Origin of the sequence: Microbulbifer halophilus, assembly GCF_026183675.1 — a bacterium.
GTDB lineage: Bacteria > Pseudomonadota > Gammaproteobacteria > Pseudomonadales > Cellvibrionaceae > Microbulbifer > Microbulbifer halophilus.
On sequence record NZ_JAPIVK010000007.1, the window covers coordinates 55,967 to 76,130 of the forward strand.

General features: G+C 60.7%; 17 protein-coding genes. 11 read left to right on the forward strand and 6 right to left on the reverse strand.

The window, feature by feature from the left end; translation table 11 throughout:
• Nucleotides 1-75 precede the first annotated feature (75 nt).
• From xthA to OQE62_RS05290, 6 genes are all read left to right on the forward strand, one after another.
• The gene (gene xthA / locus OQE62_RS05265) at nt 76-891 is read left to right on the forward strand and encodes an exodeoxyribonuclease III (protein WP_265720954.1); all 816 of its coding nucleotides are present in this window, start codon (nt 76-78) and stop codon (nt 889-891) included.
• Nucleotides 870-1,703: a TOBE domain-containing protein gene (locus OQE62_RS05270; protein WP_265720955.1), complete on the forward strand. Its 834-nt coding sequence runs from the start codon at nt 870-872 to the stop codon at nt 1,701-1,703. Before xthA ends, OQE62_RS05270 begins: the two co-directional genes overlap by 22 nt.
• A gap of 338 nt (nt 1,704-2,041) precedes the next feature.
• Complete coding sequence (gene nhaB, locus OQE62_RS05275; RefSeq protein WP_265720956.1) at nt 2,042-3,547, forward strand: sodium/proton antiporter NhaB; 1,506 nt, start codon at nt 2,042-2,044, stop codon at nt 3,545-3,547.
• A 76-nt stretch (nt 3,548-3,623) separates the two neighbouring features.
• Entirely contained in the window at nt 3,624-5,111 is a 1,488-nt protein-coding gene (locus tag OQE62_RS05280; RefSeq protein ID WP_265720957.1) for a SulP family inorganic anion transporter, read from the forward strand.
• Nucleotides 5,112-5,124: 13 nt separating this feature from the next.
• Nucleotides 5,125-6,006: a universal stress protein gene (locus OQE62_RS05285; protein ID WP_265720958.1), complete on the forward strand. Its 882-nt coding sequence runs from the start codon at nt 5,125-5,127 to the stop codon at nt 6,004-6,006.
• Nucleotides 6,007-6,052: 46 nt separating this feature from the next.
• Nucleotides 6,053-7,078, forward strand: a complete 1,026-nt coding sequence (locus tag OQE62_RS05290; protein ID WP_265720959.1) for an isocitrate dehydrogenase — start codon at nt 6,053-6,055, stop codon at nt 7,076-7,078.
• Nucleotides 7,079-7,405: 327 nt separating this feature from the next.
• Here OQE62_RS05290 and OQE62_RS05295 read toward each other — a convergent pair whose 3' ends face one another.
• From OQE62_RS05295 to modA, 4 genes are all read right to left on the reverse strand, one after another.
• Entirely contained in the window at nt 7,406-7,747 is a 342-nt protein-coding gene (locus tag OQE62_RS05295; RefSeq protein ID WP_265720960.1) for a TraR/DksA family transcriptional regulator, read from the reverse strand.
• 306 nt (nt 7,748-8,053) lie between these two features.
• Nucleotides 8,054-9,145: a molybdenum ABC transporter ATP-binding protein gene (modC, locus tag OQE62_RS05300; protein WP_265720961.1), complete on the reverse strand. Its 1,092-nt coding sequence runs from the start codon at nt 9,143-9,145 to the stop codon at nt 8,054-8,056.
• Nucleotides 9,146-9,147: 2 nt separating this feature from the next.
• Nucleotides 9,148-9,843 (reverse strand): molybdate ABC transporter permease subunit, encoded by a 696-nt coding sequence (gene modB / locus OQE62_RS05305; RefSeq protein ID WP_265720962.1) that lies wholly within the window; start codon nt 9,841-9,843, stop codon nt 9,148-9,150.
• The gene (modA, locus tag OQE62_RS05310; RefSeq protein WP_265720963.1) at nt 9,844-10,590 is read right to left on the reverse strand and encodes a molybdate ABC transporter substrate-binding protein; all 747 of its coding nucleotides are present in this window, start codon (nt 10,588-10,590) and stop codon (nt 9,844-9,846) included. It lies immediately after the preceding gene.
• A gap of 180 nt (nt 10,591-10,770) precedes the next feature.
• Between modA and OQE62_RS05315 the strand changes: the two genes are divergently transcribed.
• From OQE62_RS05315 to arsH, 4 genes are read left to right on the forward strand one after another with little or no spacing between them, the layout of a single operon-like run.
• Entirely contained in the window at nt 10,771-11,115 is a 345-nt protein-coding gene (locus OQE62_RS05315) for a metalloregulator ArsR/SmtB family transcription factor (RefSeq protein WP_265720964.1), read from the forward strand.
• A 60-nt stretch (nt 11,116-11,175) separates the two neighbouring features.
• Nucleotides 11,176-11,652 (forward strand): arsenate reductase ArsC, encoded by a 477-nt coding sequence (locus OQE62_RS05320; RefSeq protein WP_265720965.1) that lies wholly within the window; start codon nt 11,176-11,178, stop codon nt 11,650-11,652.
• Nucleotides 11,652-12,710: an ACR3 family arsenite efflux transporter gene (arsB, locus tag OQE62_RS05325; RefSeq protein ID WP_265720966.1), complete on the forward strand. Its 1,059-nt coding sequence runs from the start codon at nt 11,652-11,654 to the stop codon at nt 12,708-12,710. The genes OQE62_RS05320 and arsB overlap by 1 nt, the downstream gene beginning before the upstream one ends.
• Nucleotides 12,697-13,425, forward strand: a complete 729-nt coding sequence (gene arsH, locus OQE62_RS05330) for an arsenical resistance protein ArsH (protein WP_265720967.1) — start codon at nt 12,697-12,699, stop codon at nt 13,423-13,425. Before arsB ends, arsH begins: the two co-directional genes overlap by 14 nt.
• 85 nt (nt 13,426-13,510) lie before the next feature.
• On the opposite strand, the gene OQE62_RS05335 is transcribed toward arsH, so the two are convergent.
• The gene (locus OQE62_RS05335; protein ID WP_265720968.1) at nt 13,511-14,314 is read right to left on the reverse strand and encodes a S1/P1 nuclease; all 804 of its coding nucleotides are present in this window, start codon (nt 14,312-14,314) and stop codon (nt 13,511-13,513) included.
• A 356-nt stretch (nt 14,315-14,670) separates the two neighbouring features.
• Between OQE62_RS05335 and OQE62_RS05340 the strand changes: the two genes are divergently transcribed.
• A complete protein-coding gene (locus tag OQE62_RS05340; protein WP_265720969.1) occupies nt 14,671-17,811 on the forward strand; it encodes a TonB-dependent receptor in 3,141 nt (1,046 codons plus the stop codon).
• 111 nt (nt 17,812-17,922) lie between these two features.
• Here the strand turns inward: OQE62_RS05340 and OQE62_RS05345 are convergent, their stop codons facing one another.
• Nucleotides 17,923-20,127: a response regulator gene (locus tag OQE62_RS05345; RefSeq protein WP_265720970.1), complete on the reverse strand. Its 2,205-nt coding sequence runs from the start codon at nt 20,125-20,127 to the stop codon at nt 17,923-17,925.
• Nucleotides 20,128-20,164: the final 37 nt, after the last annotated feature.

Sequence of the window (20,164 nt, forward strand, 5' to 3'; positions counted from 1 at the left end):
TGCGCACCCTACCTACGGCCATAAGTAAGAAACACCAACGGAGGCTCGGCCTCCGTCTTTTTTTCAGGGGGAAAAATGAAAGTCGTTTCCTTTAACGTCAACAGTATCCGCGCGCGCCTGCACCAGTTGGAGGCGCTGACAGAATCCCACGCACCGGACATCATCGGCCTGCAGGAAACCAAGTGCACCGATCGGGACTTCCCGGTGGACGCAGTGCGCGACCTGGGCTACGAAGTCATCTATTTCGGCCAGAAAACCCACTACGGCGTCGCCCTGCTCTCCCGTTTTCCGTTCATCGACCGCGAATACGGTTTTCCCAAGGAGGACGAGGATGCGCAGCGGCGCATGGTGATGGGAAAATTCGATATCGGCGGCAGTGAGCCACTGACGGTGATCAACGGCTATTTCCCCCAGGGGGAGAACCGCGAGCACCCGGTCAAATTCCCGGCCAAGCGCAAGTACTACGCCGACCTGGACGACTACCTGCAGACCACCTGCAAACCGGATGCGCCGGTACTGGTAATCGGCGATATGAACATCTCCGCCACCGACCGGGATATCGGTATCGGCGAAACCAACCGCAAGCGCTGGCTGCGCGACGGCAAGTGCAGCTTCCTGCCGGAAGAGCGCGAATGGCTGGAAAAAATCCAGGACTGGGGCCTGGTGGATACCTTCCGCGCCCAGCACCCGGACACCGACGATGTGTTCAGTTGGTTCGACTACCGCAGCCGCGGCTTCTCCCGCGATCCCAAACGCGGCCTGCGCATCGACCTGATCCTCGCCAGCCAGCCGCTGGCCGACAAGTGCGTGGGTACCGGCGTAGACTATGAAATTCGCGGTATGGAGCGCCCGTCCGACCACGCGCCCGTGTGGGCCGACTTCAAGCTCTGACGGACGACATGGCGGGCAACGACCGACCCTCCCTGCAGGGCAATCTGTTTTTTCTCGACGACCGGGAAACTTTTACCGCATCGCAGATACGGTTGCTGCTCGCCATCGATGAATGCGGCTCCATCTCCGCCGCAGCGAAGCAGATGGGTATCAGTTACAAGACTGCCTGGGATCGCGTCAACGCCATGAACAATCTGTCCGAGCAACCGCTGGTGGTTCGCTCGGCGGGCGGCGCCCGCGGCGGCGGTACCCGGATCACGGAACTGGGCCGGCAGATCGTCCGGGGCTTCCTGGCCCTGCAGGAGGAGCACCGGGCCTTTGTCGAACAGCTAGGCAAACGGCTGCATTCGATTGCCGATATTGCCAACTTTGTGAGAAGTGGAAGCTTGAAAACCAGCGCACGCAACCAGTTTCGCGGCCGCATCACCGCAGTGACGCCCGGTGCGGTCAACGCCGAAGTCTCCCTCCGCCTGGGCGACAGCCACACCCTGACCGCGATCATCACCAACGACAGCCTGGACGAACTGGGATTCGAAGCGGGCGGCTCGGCCATTGCGTTGATCAAGGCGAGCTGGGTGCTGTTGAGCAAGGATATCGAGCTGAAATCCAGCGCCCGCAACAAACTGGTCGGCCGTGTGCTTCGCATTGCGCCGGGCGCGGTCAACAGCGATGTCACCCTGGGCCTGGGCGACGGCAAATCCATTTCCGCCATGGTGACCAGCGGCAGTGTCGACGAGCTGGAGCTCCGGGAGGGCGACACTGCCTGTGCCTTTTTCAAGGCATCGAGTGTGATCCTGATGGCGGATCGTTAACTCACTGACACCGCGGTCTCGCAAAAATTGCTGAACGCGAAATCGATGACAGAGATAGCTGGTGACTACCGGGTTCTCTAAAATCCTGTAACATTTATCATTATTTTCTTGCTTAAATCCGGTTGCTCCCTTAGAATCCGCGCCCTCTACTGAGCCCCCATCAATCTGTATCAAGAGTTACCGAAAACCAGACCGTGACGATCCTTCCGCCGTAAGTTCCTCCCCCTCTTTCTATTCAATGTGTTGAGCAAGGCTCAAACCTGCACGCAATATTTTTTGTTGGGTGCCAGGGATGCTGTTGTCTCGATGTTTTCTAGCGGAATTGCGGTTATTCAGTAATGCCCCAAACGGTTATCTCTGGTTTCATTCATAATTTTCTCGGCAATGCACCGGCCTGGTACAAAAAAACCATCATTCTCTTTCTGGTAGTCAACCCGCTGGTGATGTGGGTGATGGGGCCGGTTGCCGCAGGCTGGCTGCTGGTGGGAGAGTTTATCTTCACCCTGGCGATGGCGCTCAAGTGCTATCCCCTGCTTCCCGGTGGGCTTCTGGCGGTCGAGGCCTTGCTGATCGGGCTCGCGACGCCCGGTGCGGTCTATCGTGAGGTGTCCGCCAACCTGCCGGTGATCCTGCTGCTCATGTTTATGGTGGCAGGGATCTATTTCATGAAGCAGTTGTTGCTGGTTGCATTTACCCGGATCCTGATTGATGTAGGCTCCAAGCCCGCCCTCTCCCTGCTGTTTTGCGGCGCAGCTGCGGTACTGTCAGCATTTCTGGACGCACTGACGGTAACCGCGGTCATCATCAGTGTGGCCGTGGGTTTCTATTCCGTGTACCACAAGGTCGCCTCAGGTCGCGGCTATCACCATGCCGACCACGACGCAAACTGCGATAAAAATATCATCGAACTGCACCGGGAAGACCTGGTTCAATTTCGGGCCTTTCTCCGTAGCCTGCTGATGCACGGTGCCATCGGTACCGCGCTGGGGGGCGTCGCCACCATGGTGGGTGAGCCACAGAACCTGCTGATTGCCAAAGTGGTGGGCTGGGACTTTGTCGAGTTCTTCCAGCGCATGGCCCCCATCAGCCTGCCGGTATTCGTTGCCGGCCTGGTCACCTGCTGGCTACTGGAGAAACTGAGCTGGTTTGGCTACGGCGCGCACCTGCCAAGGCCGGTTCGCCGGGTACTGGAAGAGTTCGCCGAAGAAGAGCGCGGCAAGCGCAGCAAATCGGAGCAGGCCGCACTCTGGGTCCAGGCAATCGCCGCTCTGGTGCTGGTCATCGGACTGGCACTGCACATAGCCGAGGTCGGCCTGATTGGACTGCTGGTGATCGTCCTGATCACCTCGTTCAATGGCGTCACGGACGAGCACCAGATTGGCAAGGCATTCCAGGAGTCGCTGCCGTTTACCTCTCTGCTGGTGGTATTTTTTGCCGTAGTCGCGGTAATCCACCAGCAACACCTGTTCGAGCCGGTAATTGACTTTGTGCTTGCATTGCCCGAGGCGCAGCAGCCGGCCATGTTCTTTGTGGCCAATGGCGTGCTGTCGATGATCAGTGACAATGTGTTTGTGGCAACGGTCTACATCAGCGAAATCAAACAGGCACTGGCTGCCGGTACCATCAGTGCCGATCACTTTGAGAAACTGGCGGTCGCCATCAATACAGGTACCAATCTGCCCAGTGTCGCAACCCCGAATGGTCAGGCTGCTTTTCTCTTTCTGCTGACCTCCGCCATTGCGCCGCTGGTGCGTCTCTCCTACGGGCGGATGGTTGTCATGGCGCTGCCTTACACGCTGGTGCTTGGCGGTGTCGGCCTGATCTCCGTTATCCAGTTCCTGTAAATCTCTATCGAACAATAAGGCACAGCTGCGGCTGTGCCCTGCTTGTTTCAAACTTTCTTTGGGGTACTCAAAAACGATGTTCAGAAGTATACGCACAAACTGGTTTGCCAACATCCGAGGCGACCTCCTCGCCGGTATTGTGGTAGCGCTGGCCTTGATTCCCGAGGCGATCGCCTTTTCCATTATTGCCGGGGTTGACCCCAAAGTGGGGCTGTATGCCTCTTTCTGTATCTCTGTCGTTGTCGCCTTTGTGGGCGGTCGGGCGGGCATGATTTCAGCCGCGACCGGGGCCATGGCATTGCTGATGGTGACACTGGTAAAAGAGCATGGTCTGGAATACCTGCTGGCGGCGACATTGTTGACCGGGGTACTGCAGATCATCGCCGGCTACCTGAAACTCGGGGCGTTGATGCGCTTTGTATCGCGATCGGTAGTGACGGGGTTTGTGAATGCCCTGGCGATCCTGATCTTTATGGCCCAGTTGCCGGAACTGACGAACGTCACCTGGCATGTATACGCCATGACCGCAGCGGGGTTGGGGATCATCTACCTTTTCCCGTTGATTCCGTTCATCGGCCGCATCGTGCCGTCTCCGCTGATCTGTATCGTGGCGCTGACCGGCGTGGCCATGTACCTGAACCTGGACATCCGCACTGTCGGCGATATGGGGCAACTGCCGGACACCCTGCCGGTATTCCTGTGGCCGGAAGTACCGCTGAACCTGGAAACCCTGACGATCATCCTCCCCTACTCCGTTGCGCTTACCGTCGTGGGCCTGCTCGAATCCATGATGACCGCGACCATCGTCGACGACCTGACAGATACCCCCAGCGACAAAAACCGCGAGTGCAAAGGCCAGGGTGTCGCCAATATCGGCGCCGGCCTGATGGGCGGCATGGCCGGCTGTGCGATGATTGGCCAGTCCATCATCAACATCAAATCCGGCGGCCGCACACGCCTGTCCACCCTCTCTGCCGGCGTCTTCCTACTGTTGATGGTACTGGTGCTGGATCAATGGCTGGTGCAGATCCCGATGGCCGCGCTGGTAGCAGTAATGATCATGGTCGCCATCGGCACCTTCAGCTGGGGGTCGATCAAGAATCTCAAGGAGCATCCGCTCTCTACCAATATCGTCATGGTGGTTACCGTGGTAATCGTGGTGGCAACCCACAACCTGGCATTCGGGGTACTGGCCGGTGTGCTGCTTGCCGCGCTGTTCTTTGCCAACAAGGTGGGGCATTTCATGCTGGTGAACTCGGGTTATGATGAAGAGAGTGATACCCGCACCTACAATGTGGTCGGACAGGTATTCTTCAGCTCTTCCGAGAAATTCATGGACTCGTTCGACTTCAAGGAAGCCGTCGAAAATGTGGTCATCGACCTGAGTCGTGCCCATTTCTGGGATATCACTGCAGTTGCGGCACTGGACAAGGCCGTCATCAAATTTCGCCGGGAAGGCGCCGAAGTCGAGATCATCGGCTTGAATGAAGCGAGCGCCACTATCGTCGATCGCTTCGGGGTACACGATAAACCGGACGCTGTTGAGCGTCTGATGGGTCACTGAAGGAGTTTCCAGGATGACAGACAAGCAGACAGACTCCACACACGAACACGTGATCGTTGCCTGCATCGATGGCTCCACCGCGGCGCCATCGGTATGCGATTACTCGGCCTGGCTCAGCAAACACATGGGCGCGCCCCTGATGCTGCTTCACGTACTTGACGAAGACAAGTATCCGGCAGAATCGGATATGGCCGGCAATATCGGTCTGGGCAGCCGGGAGCAGTTGCTCGAACAGTTGGCAGAACTGGATCAGAAACGCAGCAAATTGGCGCTGCAGTACGGCCATTTGATGCTGGATGAGGCGGAAAAGCGGGTCGCTGCATCCGGGGTCGACAACCCGGTAAAACGCCAGCGCCATGATGAATTGGCCGGTTCTTTGCGGGAACTGGAGCAGGAATCGCGAGTATTCGTTCTGGGCCTGCATGGCGAAAGCAGCACTGAAACAGGACGACATATCGGAAGCCAGTTGGAAACGGTAATTCGCAGCGTGCATAAACCCGTTTTCCTGGTTCCCGATGAATTCTCTGAACCTCGCAGTGCCATGCTGGCTTTCGATGGCAGCGCAACAGCTTTCAGGAGCATCGACCTGCTCGCCGATGCGGGCCTGTTCAAAGACCTGCCCCTGCACCTTGTGATGGTGGGTTCAGATACCCAAGAGCACCGTGAACAACTCAGGCAGGCGGCGGAAACGCTGAGAGGTCGGGGTATGGACACCAACATCGCGATTCGGTCCGGTGATGTTGAGGAAACCCTGCATTCCTACCAGGAGCAACACGATATCGACGTTCTGATTATGGGAGCCTATGGTCACTCCCGTATCCGGCAGTTTCTGATTGGCAGTACGACGACAAAAATGCTCGAAACCGCGAAGAAGCCCCTGATGATCCTTCGCTGATACATTCCTCTGTGAAAACCGGGCAATCACATACAAGGAGAACACTGTGAGTAACAACACCATTACCGTAATTCGAGGCGACGGCATTGGCCCCGACATTGTGGATGCGACCCTGCAAGTACTGGATCACCTGAATTGCGGTCTGAGCTATGAGTTCGCCGAAGCCGGCCTGTCCGCGATGGAGAATACTGGGGAACTACTCCCCGAAACGACTCTGGAGACCATTGCCCGCAACAAAGTCGCACTCAAGGGACCGCTGATGACGCCGGTGGGCGGCGGCTTCAAGTCTCTCAATGTCAGCCTGCGCCAGCACTTCCAGCTCTACGCCAACGTTCGCCCGGTGCTCTCCATTCCGGGAACCCGGGCGCGCTTCGAGGATGTCGATATCATTACGGTGCGGGAAAATACCGAGGGTATGTATTCGGGTGCCGGCCAGCGCGTGTCCGATGACGAGCGGGTTGCGGAAGCCATGAGCGTTATTACCCGCGAAGGCGCTTCCCGTATCCTGAACTACGCGTTTGAACTGGCGCGGAAGGAAGGCCGCAAGAAGGTAACGGTCGTGCACAAGGCCAACATCCTCAAATCCACCTCCGGACTCTTCCTCAAGGTCGCGCGGGAAATTGCGGAAACTTATCCCGAGATCGAGATGCAGGAGATGATCGTCGACAACGCCTGCATGCAGCTGGTCATGAATCCGCAGCAGTTCGACCTGATCGTGACCACCAACCTGTTCGGCGATATTCTCTCCGACTTGTGCGCCGGTCTGGTAGGTGGCCTGGGTATGGCCCCGGGTGCCAACATCGGCGACGACTGCGCCATTTTTGAAGCAGTACACGGCAGCGCCCCGGATATCGCCGGCAAGAATATTGCCAATCCCACGGCTATCCTGCTGGGCGCCTGCCAGATGCTCGACCACCTGGACCAGGGGGATAGAGCCCGGATGATCCGACAGGCACTGCAGGATGTGATCGCGGCCGGCGACCGCACCACCCCCGACCTGGGCGGCAATGGCGGCACCCGCGAATTTACCCAGGCGCTGCTGGATCGCCTGGATCAGCTCCAGGCGGGATAATTCCCGCGGCCCCGGCGGTGCAACACTCGCATGGTCGGGCGGCCTCTCTCGAATACCACCTCTTCGCTCTGCCGTGCTCAACCTGTGCACGGCTCGGGTAATGCACCCGATTATCTACGCCGGGCGCAAGCAGACCACCACCTGTGGCGGCTCACAATCTCTCTTCATTGCTTCCAGTTTCGGATTTGGCATCACCGCCAGCACGAACTGCATGATCTACCAGGTTGAGCGGACACTTCTGGTGAGCTTGACGCCGATGGCCGGCCGCAGGTTTTGGTGGATATGCTCCACAGTGGGAACGGAGAGCCCGGGACCGACTAAACCGGCTCAGCGATCGCGCTCCGACGCGCATTCGATGCACAGCGGGGCAGCCGGATCGAGCTCCAGGCGGCGCGGGTCGATGGGCTCGTCGCAACTGACGCAATAGCCGTAGCTGCCATCGTCGCAGCGATGCAGGGCCGCCTCGATACGCCGCAATTCCCGCTCCGCCCGCTGGCGATTGTCGACTGCCATGGCCTGCTGTTGCAGGGCATCCATACGCGAAAGGCGGCCGACACTGGACTGATCCAGTGCGACAGTGGCCGTGGAAGCCTTGCGGGTATCCGCAAGGCCGAGAATCGCTTCTCTGGCGGCGAGCAATCTGCTCCTGTACTGGTCGATGTCCGACATGTCGATTAGATCCTGGCCCTCTTAAACGGTTTATAATAGGGCCCGATGCACTTATTGGCCAGGAGTGGCGCCCGCCATTCCGGCTCCTTCGCCAGAAAATGCGGTCTCGCCCTCCCGGCCCCGATACGTGCAAGACCACACACCAAGAAGTTGCCGCTATTTACCTGTAGGATCGGCACAAATCGGCAGGATTGCCTATTTGGACGCCGGAGGCGTCCGCGCAGCGGGCGAGCGCCAGGGATGGCGCGAGTCAAAGGAGCGCAGCGGCGTGCCCATCCTACCCACTGCGCCCTACGGCCCAAACTCCTACTTTACGATGGCCGCAGATTTAATTTGTGCCCAGACTTTTTTTCCCGACACCAGTTGCAGGTGATCGGCAGAACGCCTTGTGAGCCGGGCGACGATACCGCTCTCCCCTTCTTCCCCTTCCAGTCGCAAACGCACCAGCACCAGCGCGCTGTCTGCGTCGGGCGCCACTTCGGCCACGGTCGCCGGCAGGCGATTGAGGATGCTGGTATCGCCGTGGGATGCCAGTGCCAGGCTCACATCCCGCGCCAGCACACGTACCCGCAAGTGCTGTCCCGGCGCATCGCCGCTGTCGCGCAGCCACAGTTCGCCGCCGGCAAAGGCGACCCGGGCCAGGCCCCAGCGGGCATCGCGCTCCACCACCCTACCCTCGAGCACGACGCCGGTGTCCTCCCCCAGCCCGGGCGGCAGGTCCAACCGCCCCAGCACTTCCGCGAGCGCCCCCGAGGCCGCCAGCCGGCCGCGGTCCAGCACCAGCAGATGATCCGCCAGCCGGGCCACCTCGTCGATGGAGTGGCTCACGTAGAGGATCGGCAACTCGAATTCGGAACGCAACCGCTCCAGATAGGGCAGGATTTCCCGTTTGCGGGCCGCATCGAGCGATGCCAGTGGCTCGTCCATCAGCAGCAGTTGCGGCGACACCAACAGCGCGCGGGCAATGGCCACCCGCTGTCGCTCGCCGCCGGACAGCTGCTGCGGATAGCGCTGCAACAGCGGCCCGATTCCCATCAGCGCCACAACGCGCCAGTAGAGATCCCTCGGCGGCACCGGCCGCGCCCGCCGGAGTGCGTATTGCAGATTATCCTCTGCGCTCAGGTGCGCCAGCAGGCTGGATTCCTGGAATACATAGCCCAGTGGCCGCCGGTGGGTGGGGAGGAAGATACGTTCGCCCTGCCAGGTTTCACCGCGGACCACCAGCCTGCCCCACTCGCATTGTTGCAGGCCGGCGATACAGCGCAACAGCGTGGTCTTGCCGGAACCGGATTGCCCGAAGATTGCGGTAATGCCCCGCGCGGGTATGCGGGTATCGATATCCAGGGAGAAATCCGGAAAAGAGAGCCGGAAACCGGCGCAAATATCCGATACCGCCACAGTCAGGCTCCCACACCGATTCCGGCACGCGAGCGCCGCTGCCGGAACAGGTAGAGCCCCAGCAAGACCGCAAAGGAAAACAGCAACATGGCGCCGGCGAGCCAGTGGGCGCGATCGTACTCGAGCATTTCCACATAATCGTAGATCTGCACCGAGACCACCCGCGTCTCCCCGGGAATATTGCCGCCGATCATCAGTATCACCCCGAATTCACCGACGGTATGGGCAAAACCGAGTATCGCCGCACTGATAAACCCGGGCCTCGCCTGCGGCACTACCACGGTGAAAAAGCGATCCCAGGGGCCGGCACGCAGGGTCGCCGCCACTTCCAGTGGACGCTCGCCCAGTGCCTCGATAGCGTTCTGGATCGGCTGCACCACAAACGGCAGCGAGTAGAAAAGGGAGGCGATCACCAGCCCCCAGAAGGTAAATGACAAGATGCCCAGCCCCAGCGCCTGGGTGAGCTGGCCGATGGGCCCACCGGGGCCCATCGCCAGCAGCAGGTAAAAACCCAGCACCGACGGTGGCAGCACCAGTGGCATGGCCACCAGGGCGCCCACGGGCCCCTTCCAGCGGGAGCGGCTTTTCGCCAGCCACCAGGCGATGGGTGTGCCGATCAGCAACAGCAACACCGTTACCGTCGATGCCAGGCGCAGTGTCAGCCATATGGCTGTCCAGTCGGTGTCGGAAAAACCCATCTAGCGATAACCGTAGGATTCGATAATCGCCGCCGCCCTTTCGCTGCGCACAAAGCGCAACAGCGCCCGCGCCGCCGCACTGTCGACGCCACGTTTCAGCAGCACCGCGTCCTGGCGGATGGGGTCGTGCAGATCCTCCGGCACTTCCCAGGCCGAGCCCGAATCGATGTGCCCACCTTCGCTGACCTGGGACAGCGCCACAAAACCGAGATCCGCATTGCCGCTGGCGACGAACTGGTAGGCCTGGGCGATATTCTCCCCCTGCACCCAGTGGGGTCTGGTCCCCTCTTCCAGACCCAGCTTGCGCAATACCTGCACCGCCGCGGCACCGTAGGGCGCCAGGCGGGGATTGGCCAGCGCCAGCTTGTTGAAATCGCCCCGCTCAAGGGCGCCGGGGCCACCGCGCACCAGGTTCCCATCGCCGGACCAGAGCGCCAGGCCGCCCGCGGCATAGGTAAAGCGACTGCCCGGCACGGCCAGGCCCGCCTGTTCCAGCGCCTCCGGCTTGGCCCGGTCGGCGGAAAAAAAGGCTTCGAAGGGCGCACCGTGCCGGATCTGGGCGTAGAACTTGCCGGAGGAGCCGAAGACCAGCCGCACCCGGTGGTCCGTCTCGCCCTCGAAGGCCCCGGCAATCTCCCGCATCGGTGCGGTAAAGTTGGAAGCCACGGCCACGGTCAATTGCTCCGCCTGCACCTGCAGACTCGCGCCCATCAGGACCAGCAACAGATTTAAACGGATCCCGCGCATCCCGTGTCCTACTCCCTGTATCCGACGAAGCCCGGCCCGGAGCCGGTTCCGTGTGGCAATCGTTATATAGTGAAGTATACAGCGCGGAGCGGCAAGCGGCGGCGCTAATGCGTATTTCCATATATGCGAATTTTCATATATATTGGCGCGCATTCGGACACGACCACAGAGGCGACTCCCATGAATCCCGTCCAGTTCTACAAATGCCTCGCCGACGAGACGCGCCTGCGCAGCCTGTTGCTGATAGCCCGGGAGGGAGAACTCTGTGTCTGCGAGCTGATGGAGGCCCTGGAGGAGAGCCAACCGAAAACCTCCCGGCACCTGGCGCAGCTTCGCAACTGCGGCCTGCTGCAGGACCGCCGCCGGGGCCAGTGGGTCTACTACCGCATGGATCCATCGCTGCCCGAGTGGGCGCAGGCCGTTCTGGAACAGACGCGCACCGCCAATCCGGGCTTTCTCGCGGACAGTATCCGGAGACTCGAGCGCATGGCCGACAGGCCCGGCCGCTGCGGCGCGGATTGCTGATGCGGCAAATTGCATCGAAGTCCAGCAGCCGGGCGGCCACCGACAACCACGGGAAAAGTCATGAAACTCTTGTTTATCTGCACCCACAACCGCTGCCGCAGCATTCTGAGCGAGGCTATAACCAACCATCTCGCCGCGAGAAGAATCCGCGCCTATAGCGCCGGCAGCCAACCGGTCGGCGAGGTACATCCGCAGTCGATCCACTACCTGCAGGCACGCGGTATTTCCACCGAAGGGCTGGTCAGCAAATCCTGGCATGAGCTCGAGGGCACAAATCCCGATGCGGTGGTCACCGTCTGCGACAGCGCCGCCGGCGAAGCCTGCCCTCTCTGGCTGGGCGACAGCGTCAAGGTGCACTGGGGACTGCCGGATCCATCGAAACTGCGGGGATCGGATTCGGAAATCGAAGCGGCGTTTACCTCGGTCATGGATACTGTCGAGGCCCGGATTGGCAGACTGCTGGACGAAAACGCGGATCGGTTGCGCGGTGCCGAGCTGGAGCGCGTGTTGATGAAAATCGCGGAGGACGCAAAGTAATGGGATTCTTTGAACGCTTTCTGTCTGTGTGGGTGGGGCTGTGCATTCTCGCCGGCCTGCTGCTGGGCAGCGTTGCGCCGGGCGTTTTCCAGGCCATTGCCGGGCTGGAGGTCGCCCATGTCAATCTACCGGTGGCGCTGTTTATCTGGGTGATGATCTACCCGATGATGGTGCAGGTGGATTTCAGTTCCATTCGCGATATCGGCAACAAGCCCAGGGGGCTGGCGCTGACCCTGGTGGTCAACTGGCTGATCAAGCCGTTTACCATGGCGGCGCTGGGCTGGCTGTTCTTCCGCGTGATCTTCGCCGATCTGGTGGATCCGCAGACCGCCTCCGAATATATCGCCGGCATGATCCTGCTGGGTGTGGCGCCCTGCACCGCGATGGTCTTCATCTGGAGCCACCTGACCCGCGGCGACGCCAATTACACCCTTGTGCAGGTATCGGCCAACGATATCATCATGGTTTTCGCCTTCGCGCCCATCGCCGCCTTCCTGCTCGGCGTCAGCGATGTGGCCGTGCCCTGGGATACCCTGCTGCTTTCAGTGATCCTCTACGTGCTGATTCCGCTACTGGCGGGTCTGCTGACCCGGCGCGCCCTCGACAGCGCCGGCGATCACACCCGGCTGGAGCGTTTTATCCAGAGAACGAAACCGGTCTCCATCGCCGGGCTGCTGGCCACGGTGATACTGCTGTTCGGTTTCCAGGCGGAGACAATCCTGGCCCAGCCTATCGCCATTGTGCTGATTGCCATACCGCTGTTGATCCAGACCTATGGCATTTTTGCCCTCGCCTACGGCGCCGCCAAAGCCATGCGGCTGCCACACAATATCGCCGCGCCGGCGTGCATGATCGGCACCTCCAACTTCTTTGAACTGGCAGTGGCCGTGGCCATCTCCCTGTTCGGGCTCAACTCCGGCGCGGCCCTGGCCACGGTGGTGGGCGTACTGGTGGAGGTACCGGTGATGCTGACGCTGGTGGCCTTCGCCAATCGCACCCGCCACTGTTTTGCCGCGCCCGAATCCGACCTGAAGAGAGTGACCGATGAATACGGATAATCTGCCCAATATCGATTCCGACAGCCTGCACCCCATCGAGTGGCAAAAGCTGCAGGGCCCGATCGGAGAGGAAAAACCGAAGATACTGCTGCTGTACGGTTCTCTGCGTACACGCTCGTTCAGCCGACTGGCGGCCGAAGAGGCGCGCCGCCTGCTGGTAACCTTCGGTGCCGAGACACGCATGTTCAATCCGTCCGGCCTGCCGCTGCCGGACGACACCGACCAGGATCACCCGAAAGTGCAGGAACTGCGGGAGCTGGCAACATGGTCCGACGGCATGGTCTGGTGCTCCCCGGAGCGCCACGGTGCCATGACCGGCGTGATGAAAGCGCAGATCGACTGGATTCCGCTGTCGCTGGGCGGCGTGCGCCCCACCCAGGGCAAAACCTTGGCAGTGATGGAAGTCAGCGGCGGCTCGCAGTCGTTCAACGCCGTCAACCAGATGCGTATCCTGGGGCGCTGGATGCGCATGGTGACCATCCCCAACCAGTCGTCGGTGCCCAAGGCGTGGCTGGAGTTCGATGACGACGACCGCATGAAGCCCTCACCTTTCTACGACCGGATCGTGGATGTCATGGAGGAGCTGATGAAATTCACCCTTCTGCTCAAGGACAGGAAGGAATATCTCGTCGACCGCTACTCCGAGCGCAGGGAGAGCGAGGCCGAGTTCCGCAAGCGTATCGACCAGCGCGCGCTGCAGACCCCGGAAAAGTAGCGGCTCCCACAGCGGTAGGGTGCGCCGTGCGCACCGGCTGGATCGAGCCGCAGTGATATCGGTGCGCACGGCGCACCTTACGGCCTCAGTTGCCGTCGAGCGCCTGTTCGATCAACAGCGCCGCGCGCACCCCACCCTGGTGCAAACGCCGCGCGGCCCTGTCGCGATTGCGCAGGTAGTAATCCTCCCCCAGCGCTTTCCTGTCGGTGTACGCATAGCGGTGCGCCAGCTCGTGGGACTCGGCCGCCCAGTCTTCCACAGTGCCGGACCGCCAGGCCGCGCGCTGTTCCGGTGTAATCTCTTCCGCGGCCTCCTCTGCATAAATGCGCCAATCACCGATAAAACCCGCCGGTAGCTTGCTGTCCCAGAGCCAGTGCAGGTTGGTATCGAAACCGAAGAAAGTGACCTCCACATCGTTGCCGCCGCGATCCTCTCTCAGGCCCACATGCATCGGCTGGTGCAGGTCACCAACAAAATGCGCGAGGAACATCAGCGCCTCGGCGCGGGCCGTTTCCGTCGCACTGCGGTCCCCCAGCACGCCTTCAAAGCGCTCTATCGCCTTCAGGAGGCAACCGGCCGGGGGGCAATCCCGCTTCTCGTCATAACCCTGCCAGTCTTTCGGCAGGTTGATATAGTGCAGCGGCGCCGCCCAATCGTAGCTGTCGTCGCTGCGGATGCGGTCGGCCCAGGTGGAGGCCTCGGCCAGGCTCGGTTCGTCGACACTGTCCAGCAGCCGTTCCACTTTCTCGCGGGTATCCGGTTCCAGGTAGAACCGGGCCAGCTCCCCCACGACTCTGTGTCCGTCACCACCCCAGGCGAATACCCGCGGTGCGGCCGCGATCATGACCACCAGCAGCGCCACTCGAAAAACATTGTTCGCTATTTTCATACTCGATTCCCGAATCAGTACATCAGCGGCCTATTATGCATACTTTAGCGCCGGAAAACCGGGGGTCACTTTTCCTTCATAAAAAAGATATAAAACTGCAACAAACATTTCACCAACCCGTCAACTTCTCCTGCTACAAAGCGCACTGGCATGGAGAGCCCCAAATCGAGTCGGCCAGTCCCGACCGAATCACCAGTGCCAATAAAAATTCAAGTTACGGATTCAGTTTTTGGGAGCCGGCGCCATCGGCAGGCACCTCCAACCCTGAAACTTGATTTACAAGAATGTTATTTGCCTATCCCCTGGCTGCTACCGGCAGCCGGGCTTCGGCCAATTAATAAGACCAGGAGATTTCTATGAAACGTTGCCTCTTCCCGCACGCGATCTTGTCCGCGGCGGTCATTTCGGCAATGGGCACGACGCCCGCGGCATTCGCACAGGAAACCGCGGCGGCAATTCGCGGTATCGTCACCGGCGCAGGCGGTCAGCCGGTCGACAACGCAAAAGTCATCGCCATCCACGAGCCGTCGAACAGCCGGAGGGAGATGACCAGCGGCGAATCCGGGCGCTTCAATCTCAACGGCCTGCGTGTCGGTGGCCCCTACACCGTTCGCGTGGAGTCCGATCAGGGGGAAGAGGTACTGGACGGTATTTACCTGACCCTGGGCAGCCCCCTGAGCCTGCCCGTCGACCTCACCGAGGCCGACATCCAGGTGAATGACCTGGAAGAAGTCGTGGTCACCGCCGAGGCCGAGGTGTTCTCCAACAGCGGTTCCAGCAGCGTGTTCGGCGAGGACCAGATCGAAGATGCAGCCACTTTCAACCGCGACCTGAAGGATGTGGTCCGCTCCAACCCGCTGGCCGTAGTCAGCCCGGACGGCAACCAGCTCAGTGTTGCCGGCAGCAACCCGAAGTACAACTCACTGACCATCGACAGTGTCGGCATCAACGATACCTTCGGTCTCCAGGACAACGGCTATCCGACCAATCGCCCGCCCATATCCCTGGACGCGGTGGAGCAGATCTCCATCGATTACGCGCCTTTTGATGCGCGCAAGGGCAAGTTTACCGGCGGTAACATCAATGTCGTGACCAAGTCGGGCACCAACGAATTCCACGGTAGCGCCTATTTCGAATCCGTGCCCTGGGCGGGAACGGCAAAGGATGACAAGCTTCCCGATGACGGTTCCGTCACCGAATACGATATCGAGAACGAAGAGGAAACCTACGGCGTGGCCTTCAGCGGCCCGCTGATCCAGGACAAGCTGTTCTTCTTCACCTCCTATGAAAAATGGGAAGAGGAAGTCGCCTTCGACTACAACCTCGACACACTGGCAAACCACGATGTCACTCCCGACGAAGCGTCACGTGTGCTGGGCATCATGCAGGATGTGTACGGCCTGAACGACTCCGTGGGTTCGGCGCCCTCCCCCGATGAAGACGAGAAGCTGCTGGTCAAGCTGGACTGGAACATCAGCGAGAACCACCGCGCGGACTTCACCTACAGTAACCAGGAAACGAGCTCGGCCCGCAACTACACCAACGAAAGCGAAACCCTGAACCTGGCGTCCAACCTGTGGACCATGGCCCAGGACACCACCTACTACACTTCGCACCTGTTTTCCGACTGGAGCGACTCCTTCAGCACCGAGGTGAACCTTTCCTACAAGGAATACGAGCAGGCTTCTCTGACCGACTCCGACTGGGGCGAAGTCAATATCAGGACGGCCAATGGCTACATCGTCGCCGGTGCCGACCAGAACCGTCATGCCAATGTGCTGGCAAACGAAGTGTGGAACTTCGGTGTTCACGGCATCTATACCAGCGATTACGCGCAGTACCGCTTCGGTGCGGAACTTGAGGATACCTGGAACTACAACCTTTACGGCCGTCACGCCTCCGGCACCTGGAGCTTCCCCAGTATCGACGACTTCGAAAACCGCATGGCCAACGGCTTCCAGTACGGCAATGCCTATACCAACGATATCCAGGATATTGCCTACGACGTCGACAGCAAGACCTACTCACTCTACGGCGATGTCACCCTCGAGCCCTTCACCGATTTCGAGCTGGTTGCCGGCCTGCGCTACGAGACTCTCAGCGTCGGCAGCGCGCCCAACCGCAACAGCAACTTCGAGGAAACCTACGGCTACGCCAACACCGAAAACCTCGACGGCCGCGATATCTGGCTGCCGCGCGTCGGCTTCACCTGGAATCTGCGCAACGACCTGACACTGCGCGGTGGCGTCGGTCGCTTCAGCGGCGGTATGCCGCTGGTATGGGTCTCCAACGCCTACACCAACGACGGCACGACCAAGGACTCCGTCTACTTCGACAGCCTGAACCCCGGCGACGTGGACTTTACCGGTGTGCCCGAGTCGGCCATGGACGCCCTGGCACCGGGTGCCGGCAGCACCAACAATATCGACCCCGATTTCGAGCTGCCGTCGGACTGGCGCTACCAGCTGGCCGCTGACTACGCCTTCGATATCCCCGGCGTGGCCGAGGATTTCAACTGGAGTACGGAGTTGACCTATGTGGACCGCGAAGACGCCGTCTACTGGCGCGACCTGTCGCGGATCGACAGCGGCGATAGAACGCCGGACGGCCGTGTGATCTGGGACAACGTCTACGCTGGCACCGAGTTCGAGGACAACTACGACCTGGAACTGACCAATATCGACAACGGCGGCCGCAGTGTCATCTGGTCCACATCGCTGGACAAGGCCTTCGATAACGGTGTGTCTTTCAACCTGTCCTACACCCACCAGGACATTACCGAGGTCAACCCGGGCACCAGCTCCACGGCGGAATCCAACTACCAGTACGAGGTGGTGGAGAACCGCAACACACCGCTGGAGGGCACCGCCTACTACGAAATTGAACACCGCCTGGTGCTCAACCTCGGTTACCGCGCGGAGTTTGTGCAGGACTACGCCACCAACTTCAACCTGTTTGTGGAGCGCCGTTCCGGCCGCCCCTTCTCCTGGACCCTGGATGCCTACCAGGACGGGGACCTGGGTGACCAGACGAACTTCGACGACTCCGATGTCTACCTGGCCTACATTCCCTCCGGCCCCAACGACCCGGCCGTGGATTTCGAAAACGGCCTCAGTTACGAGGAAGTCATGGAGATGGCGCGCGCGGCAGGCGTGGCCGGTTCGGCCGGCGGTTACACGGACAAGTATTCCGACACCATGCCCTGGGTGACCACCATGGATCTCGCCATTACCCAGGAAGTGCCCGGCCTTCTGCCGGACCACCGCGGCCTGGTCTATTTCACCGTGGACAACTTTGCCAACCTGCTGAACGACGACTGGGGCAAGGTATACGACCTCGAGTACCCGCAACAGAAGCTGTTCGACTACGACCTCAACGCAGAGGGTCAGTATGTTTACGATGAACCCTACGGCGGTCTCAACAGCGACAACTACTCCCGCTTCCAGACAGCCGAATCCACCTGGCGGGTGAAGCTGGGGTTGAAATACAACTTCTGATCCCGTATCGGAAATCGTTTCAGAATGGAGCCGGCGCCCAGCGCCGGCTTTTTTATGGAAGCAACTCCTGCAATGGCGACAGGAGCAGGGTTTACAGTATTCGGGAGGAAATCAGGCGTCTCCCAACCAGCGCTCCAGGGTCTCGCAGAGCGCATCCTTGTTCAGCGGCTTGGTCAGGAAGTCGTCCATGCCCGCGGCCAGGCAGCGGCCCTCGAACTGTTCTTCCGTGGTGCTGGTGAGCGCCACGATCGGCAGGCGGTCGTCGGGGGTGTTTTCGGATTCCCAGTGACGCAGGCTCTCGATGATGCGCGCACTGTGATTCGTGTTCTGCTGGCAGTCCACCAGCAGCAGGTCGTAGTCGGTTTGCGGCAACCGCTCGATGGCATCCACCACCGACGACGCGACGTCCACCCGGTAACCCAGCGCCTGCAACATCTCCTCGGTGACACCCTGGTGCTGCCGGGACTCCTCGATCAACAGAAGGGAGCGCTGGCGCGGCTGGTCGCTGCCGCTGGAGACGACGCGGCGATTGGTCTTCTTGACCCCGCCGAACAGTTTGGTGATCAGGCTATCGTGCAGCTCCTTGCGCGTGACCGGGCGCTGCAGGTACAGGGCGCTGGGCAATTCGTGCAGCACCGGCGTGAATTCGGCTTTGTGCCCGAAGCCACCGAGACAGATCAACTGGCAGTTTTCGGACTCGTTCCGGTGCAGGTACTCGGCCGCATGCTCCAGCAACCGCGGATCGCTCATCGCCGGCGCCAGTATCACCAGCCGCCCCCGCTCCAGGGCCATCTGCAACTCCTGCTCCACCTCGTGCCTGAACTCCGGCTTCCACTTCACCGTATTGACTTCCATGCCGAAGGAGCGCAAAACCTGTACCAGTCCGGCGACGAAAAGCCCCTTCTGGTGCAACAGCAGCACCTCGGAATCCTGCAGGCGGCGATCTGGTGTCAGGTATACCCGCTGGTTCGGTTCCATGGTGAACTTCACCACCGCCAGGTAGCGATTGCCCTCGGCGGACGAGTTGAGCTGCAGGTAACCACCCATGGCCTCCGCCAGCCCCTTGGCAATGGACAACCCCAGGCCGGTGGTGACCTGGGTGGTATCGAGGCGGGAGAAGGCGCCGAACAGTTCGCTCTCGTCCGGCAGGATTTCCCCCTGGCCGTCGTCGTTGAGACTGATACTGAGCTGCCCCTCGGCACTGGTGATCGGCGTGAAGCTCACCTGGCCCCAGAGTTCGCCCTCCCGGGCGATGGCGGTGGCGGACTCCACCAGATTGCGGATCAGCTGTGAGGTCTTGCGGTTGTCGCCAGTGACCATCACCGGCAGGTTGTCGTCGATCTGGAAATTGAATTCCAGGCGTTGTCGGTGAGCGACGCGGGCGGCGAACTTGAAGGATTTCTCGATCGTCTTGATCAGATTGAACTGGCCCTGGCGCAGGCGGATATCCTTGCGCGCCACGCGGGTGAAGAGCCCCACGTTGTCCACCAGTTTCAGTTGCTGACTGCCGGCGGCCTTGGCCAACTGTACCCACTCCCGCTGTCGATCGTTCAGCGGCTCTGCCTCCAGCAGTGCCAGCGCGCCCAGGGAATCGGACAACTGGCTGCGGAATTCCTGGCCGATATTGGCGACGAACTCGTTGGTCAGTTCCACCGCCGCTTCCGAGTGCTTGCGCGCTGCCGCCAGGCTACTGGCCCGATGCTGCAACTCCTGCATGGCGGCGAGTCGATCCCAGTAGTTTTCCGAATCCCGCCGCGCCTGGTGCGCGGTGAGCCAGACAAACGCCACGGTCAGGGCGCCGTAGATGGTGCCGAGCACTTCGCCCGACACCAGCGCCTTGAGGGCGGCCGGCAACAGCGAGGCGCCGACAAACCAGCTCAGGAAGCGGTGGTAGGGCGCGAATACCGAGGTGACGCTGGAACAGAAAATGACGGTATAGAGCCACAGGAACTGGGTTTCCGGGGCAAACCCGACGATCCAGACGTGGCACAGCAGGATCAGCCCCCACCAGGCCGCGCCGACGGTGGAAGCGAGAAAGTAGCGCCGCCGCCAGCGGTGCGGTCCAGTGGCATAGAGGCGACTGAAACGGAATACATAGTAGCCACGCGCCAGGGTCAGCACCACCAGGCCGATGCCGAGGATCAGCACCATCTGCGGTACTTCCAGGCGCAGGTCGCCAACGGCTGCCGCGAGCAGGAAGGCGCCCACGGAGAGAAGCATGCCACGCCGGCTGTATTTGGCGATACGTGTATCGGTCACCCGGCACACGCGGCGGTCTTTCTGGACTTTGAGTTCGGGGCGGTCAAATATCGGCATGGAGATATTCCCTGGAACACCGGCCGGGGCTAGCCCA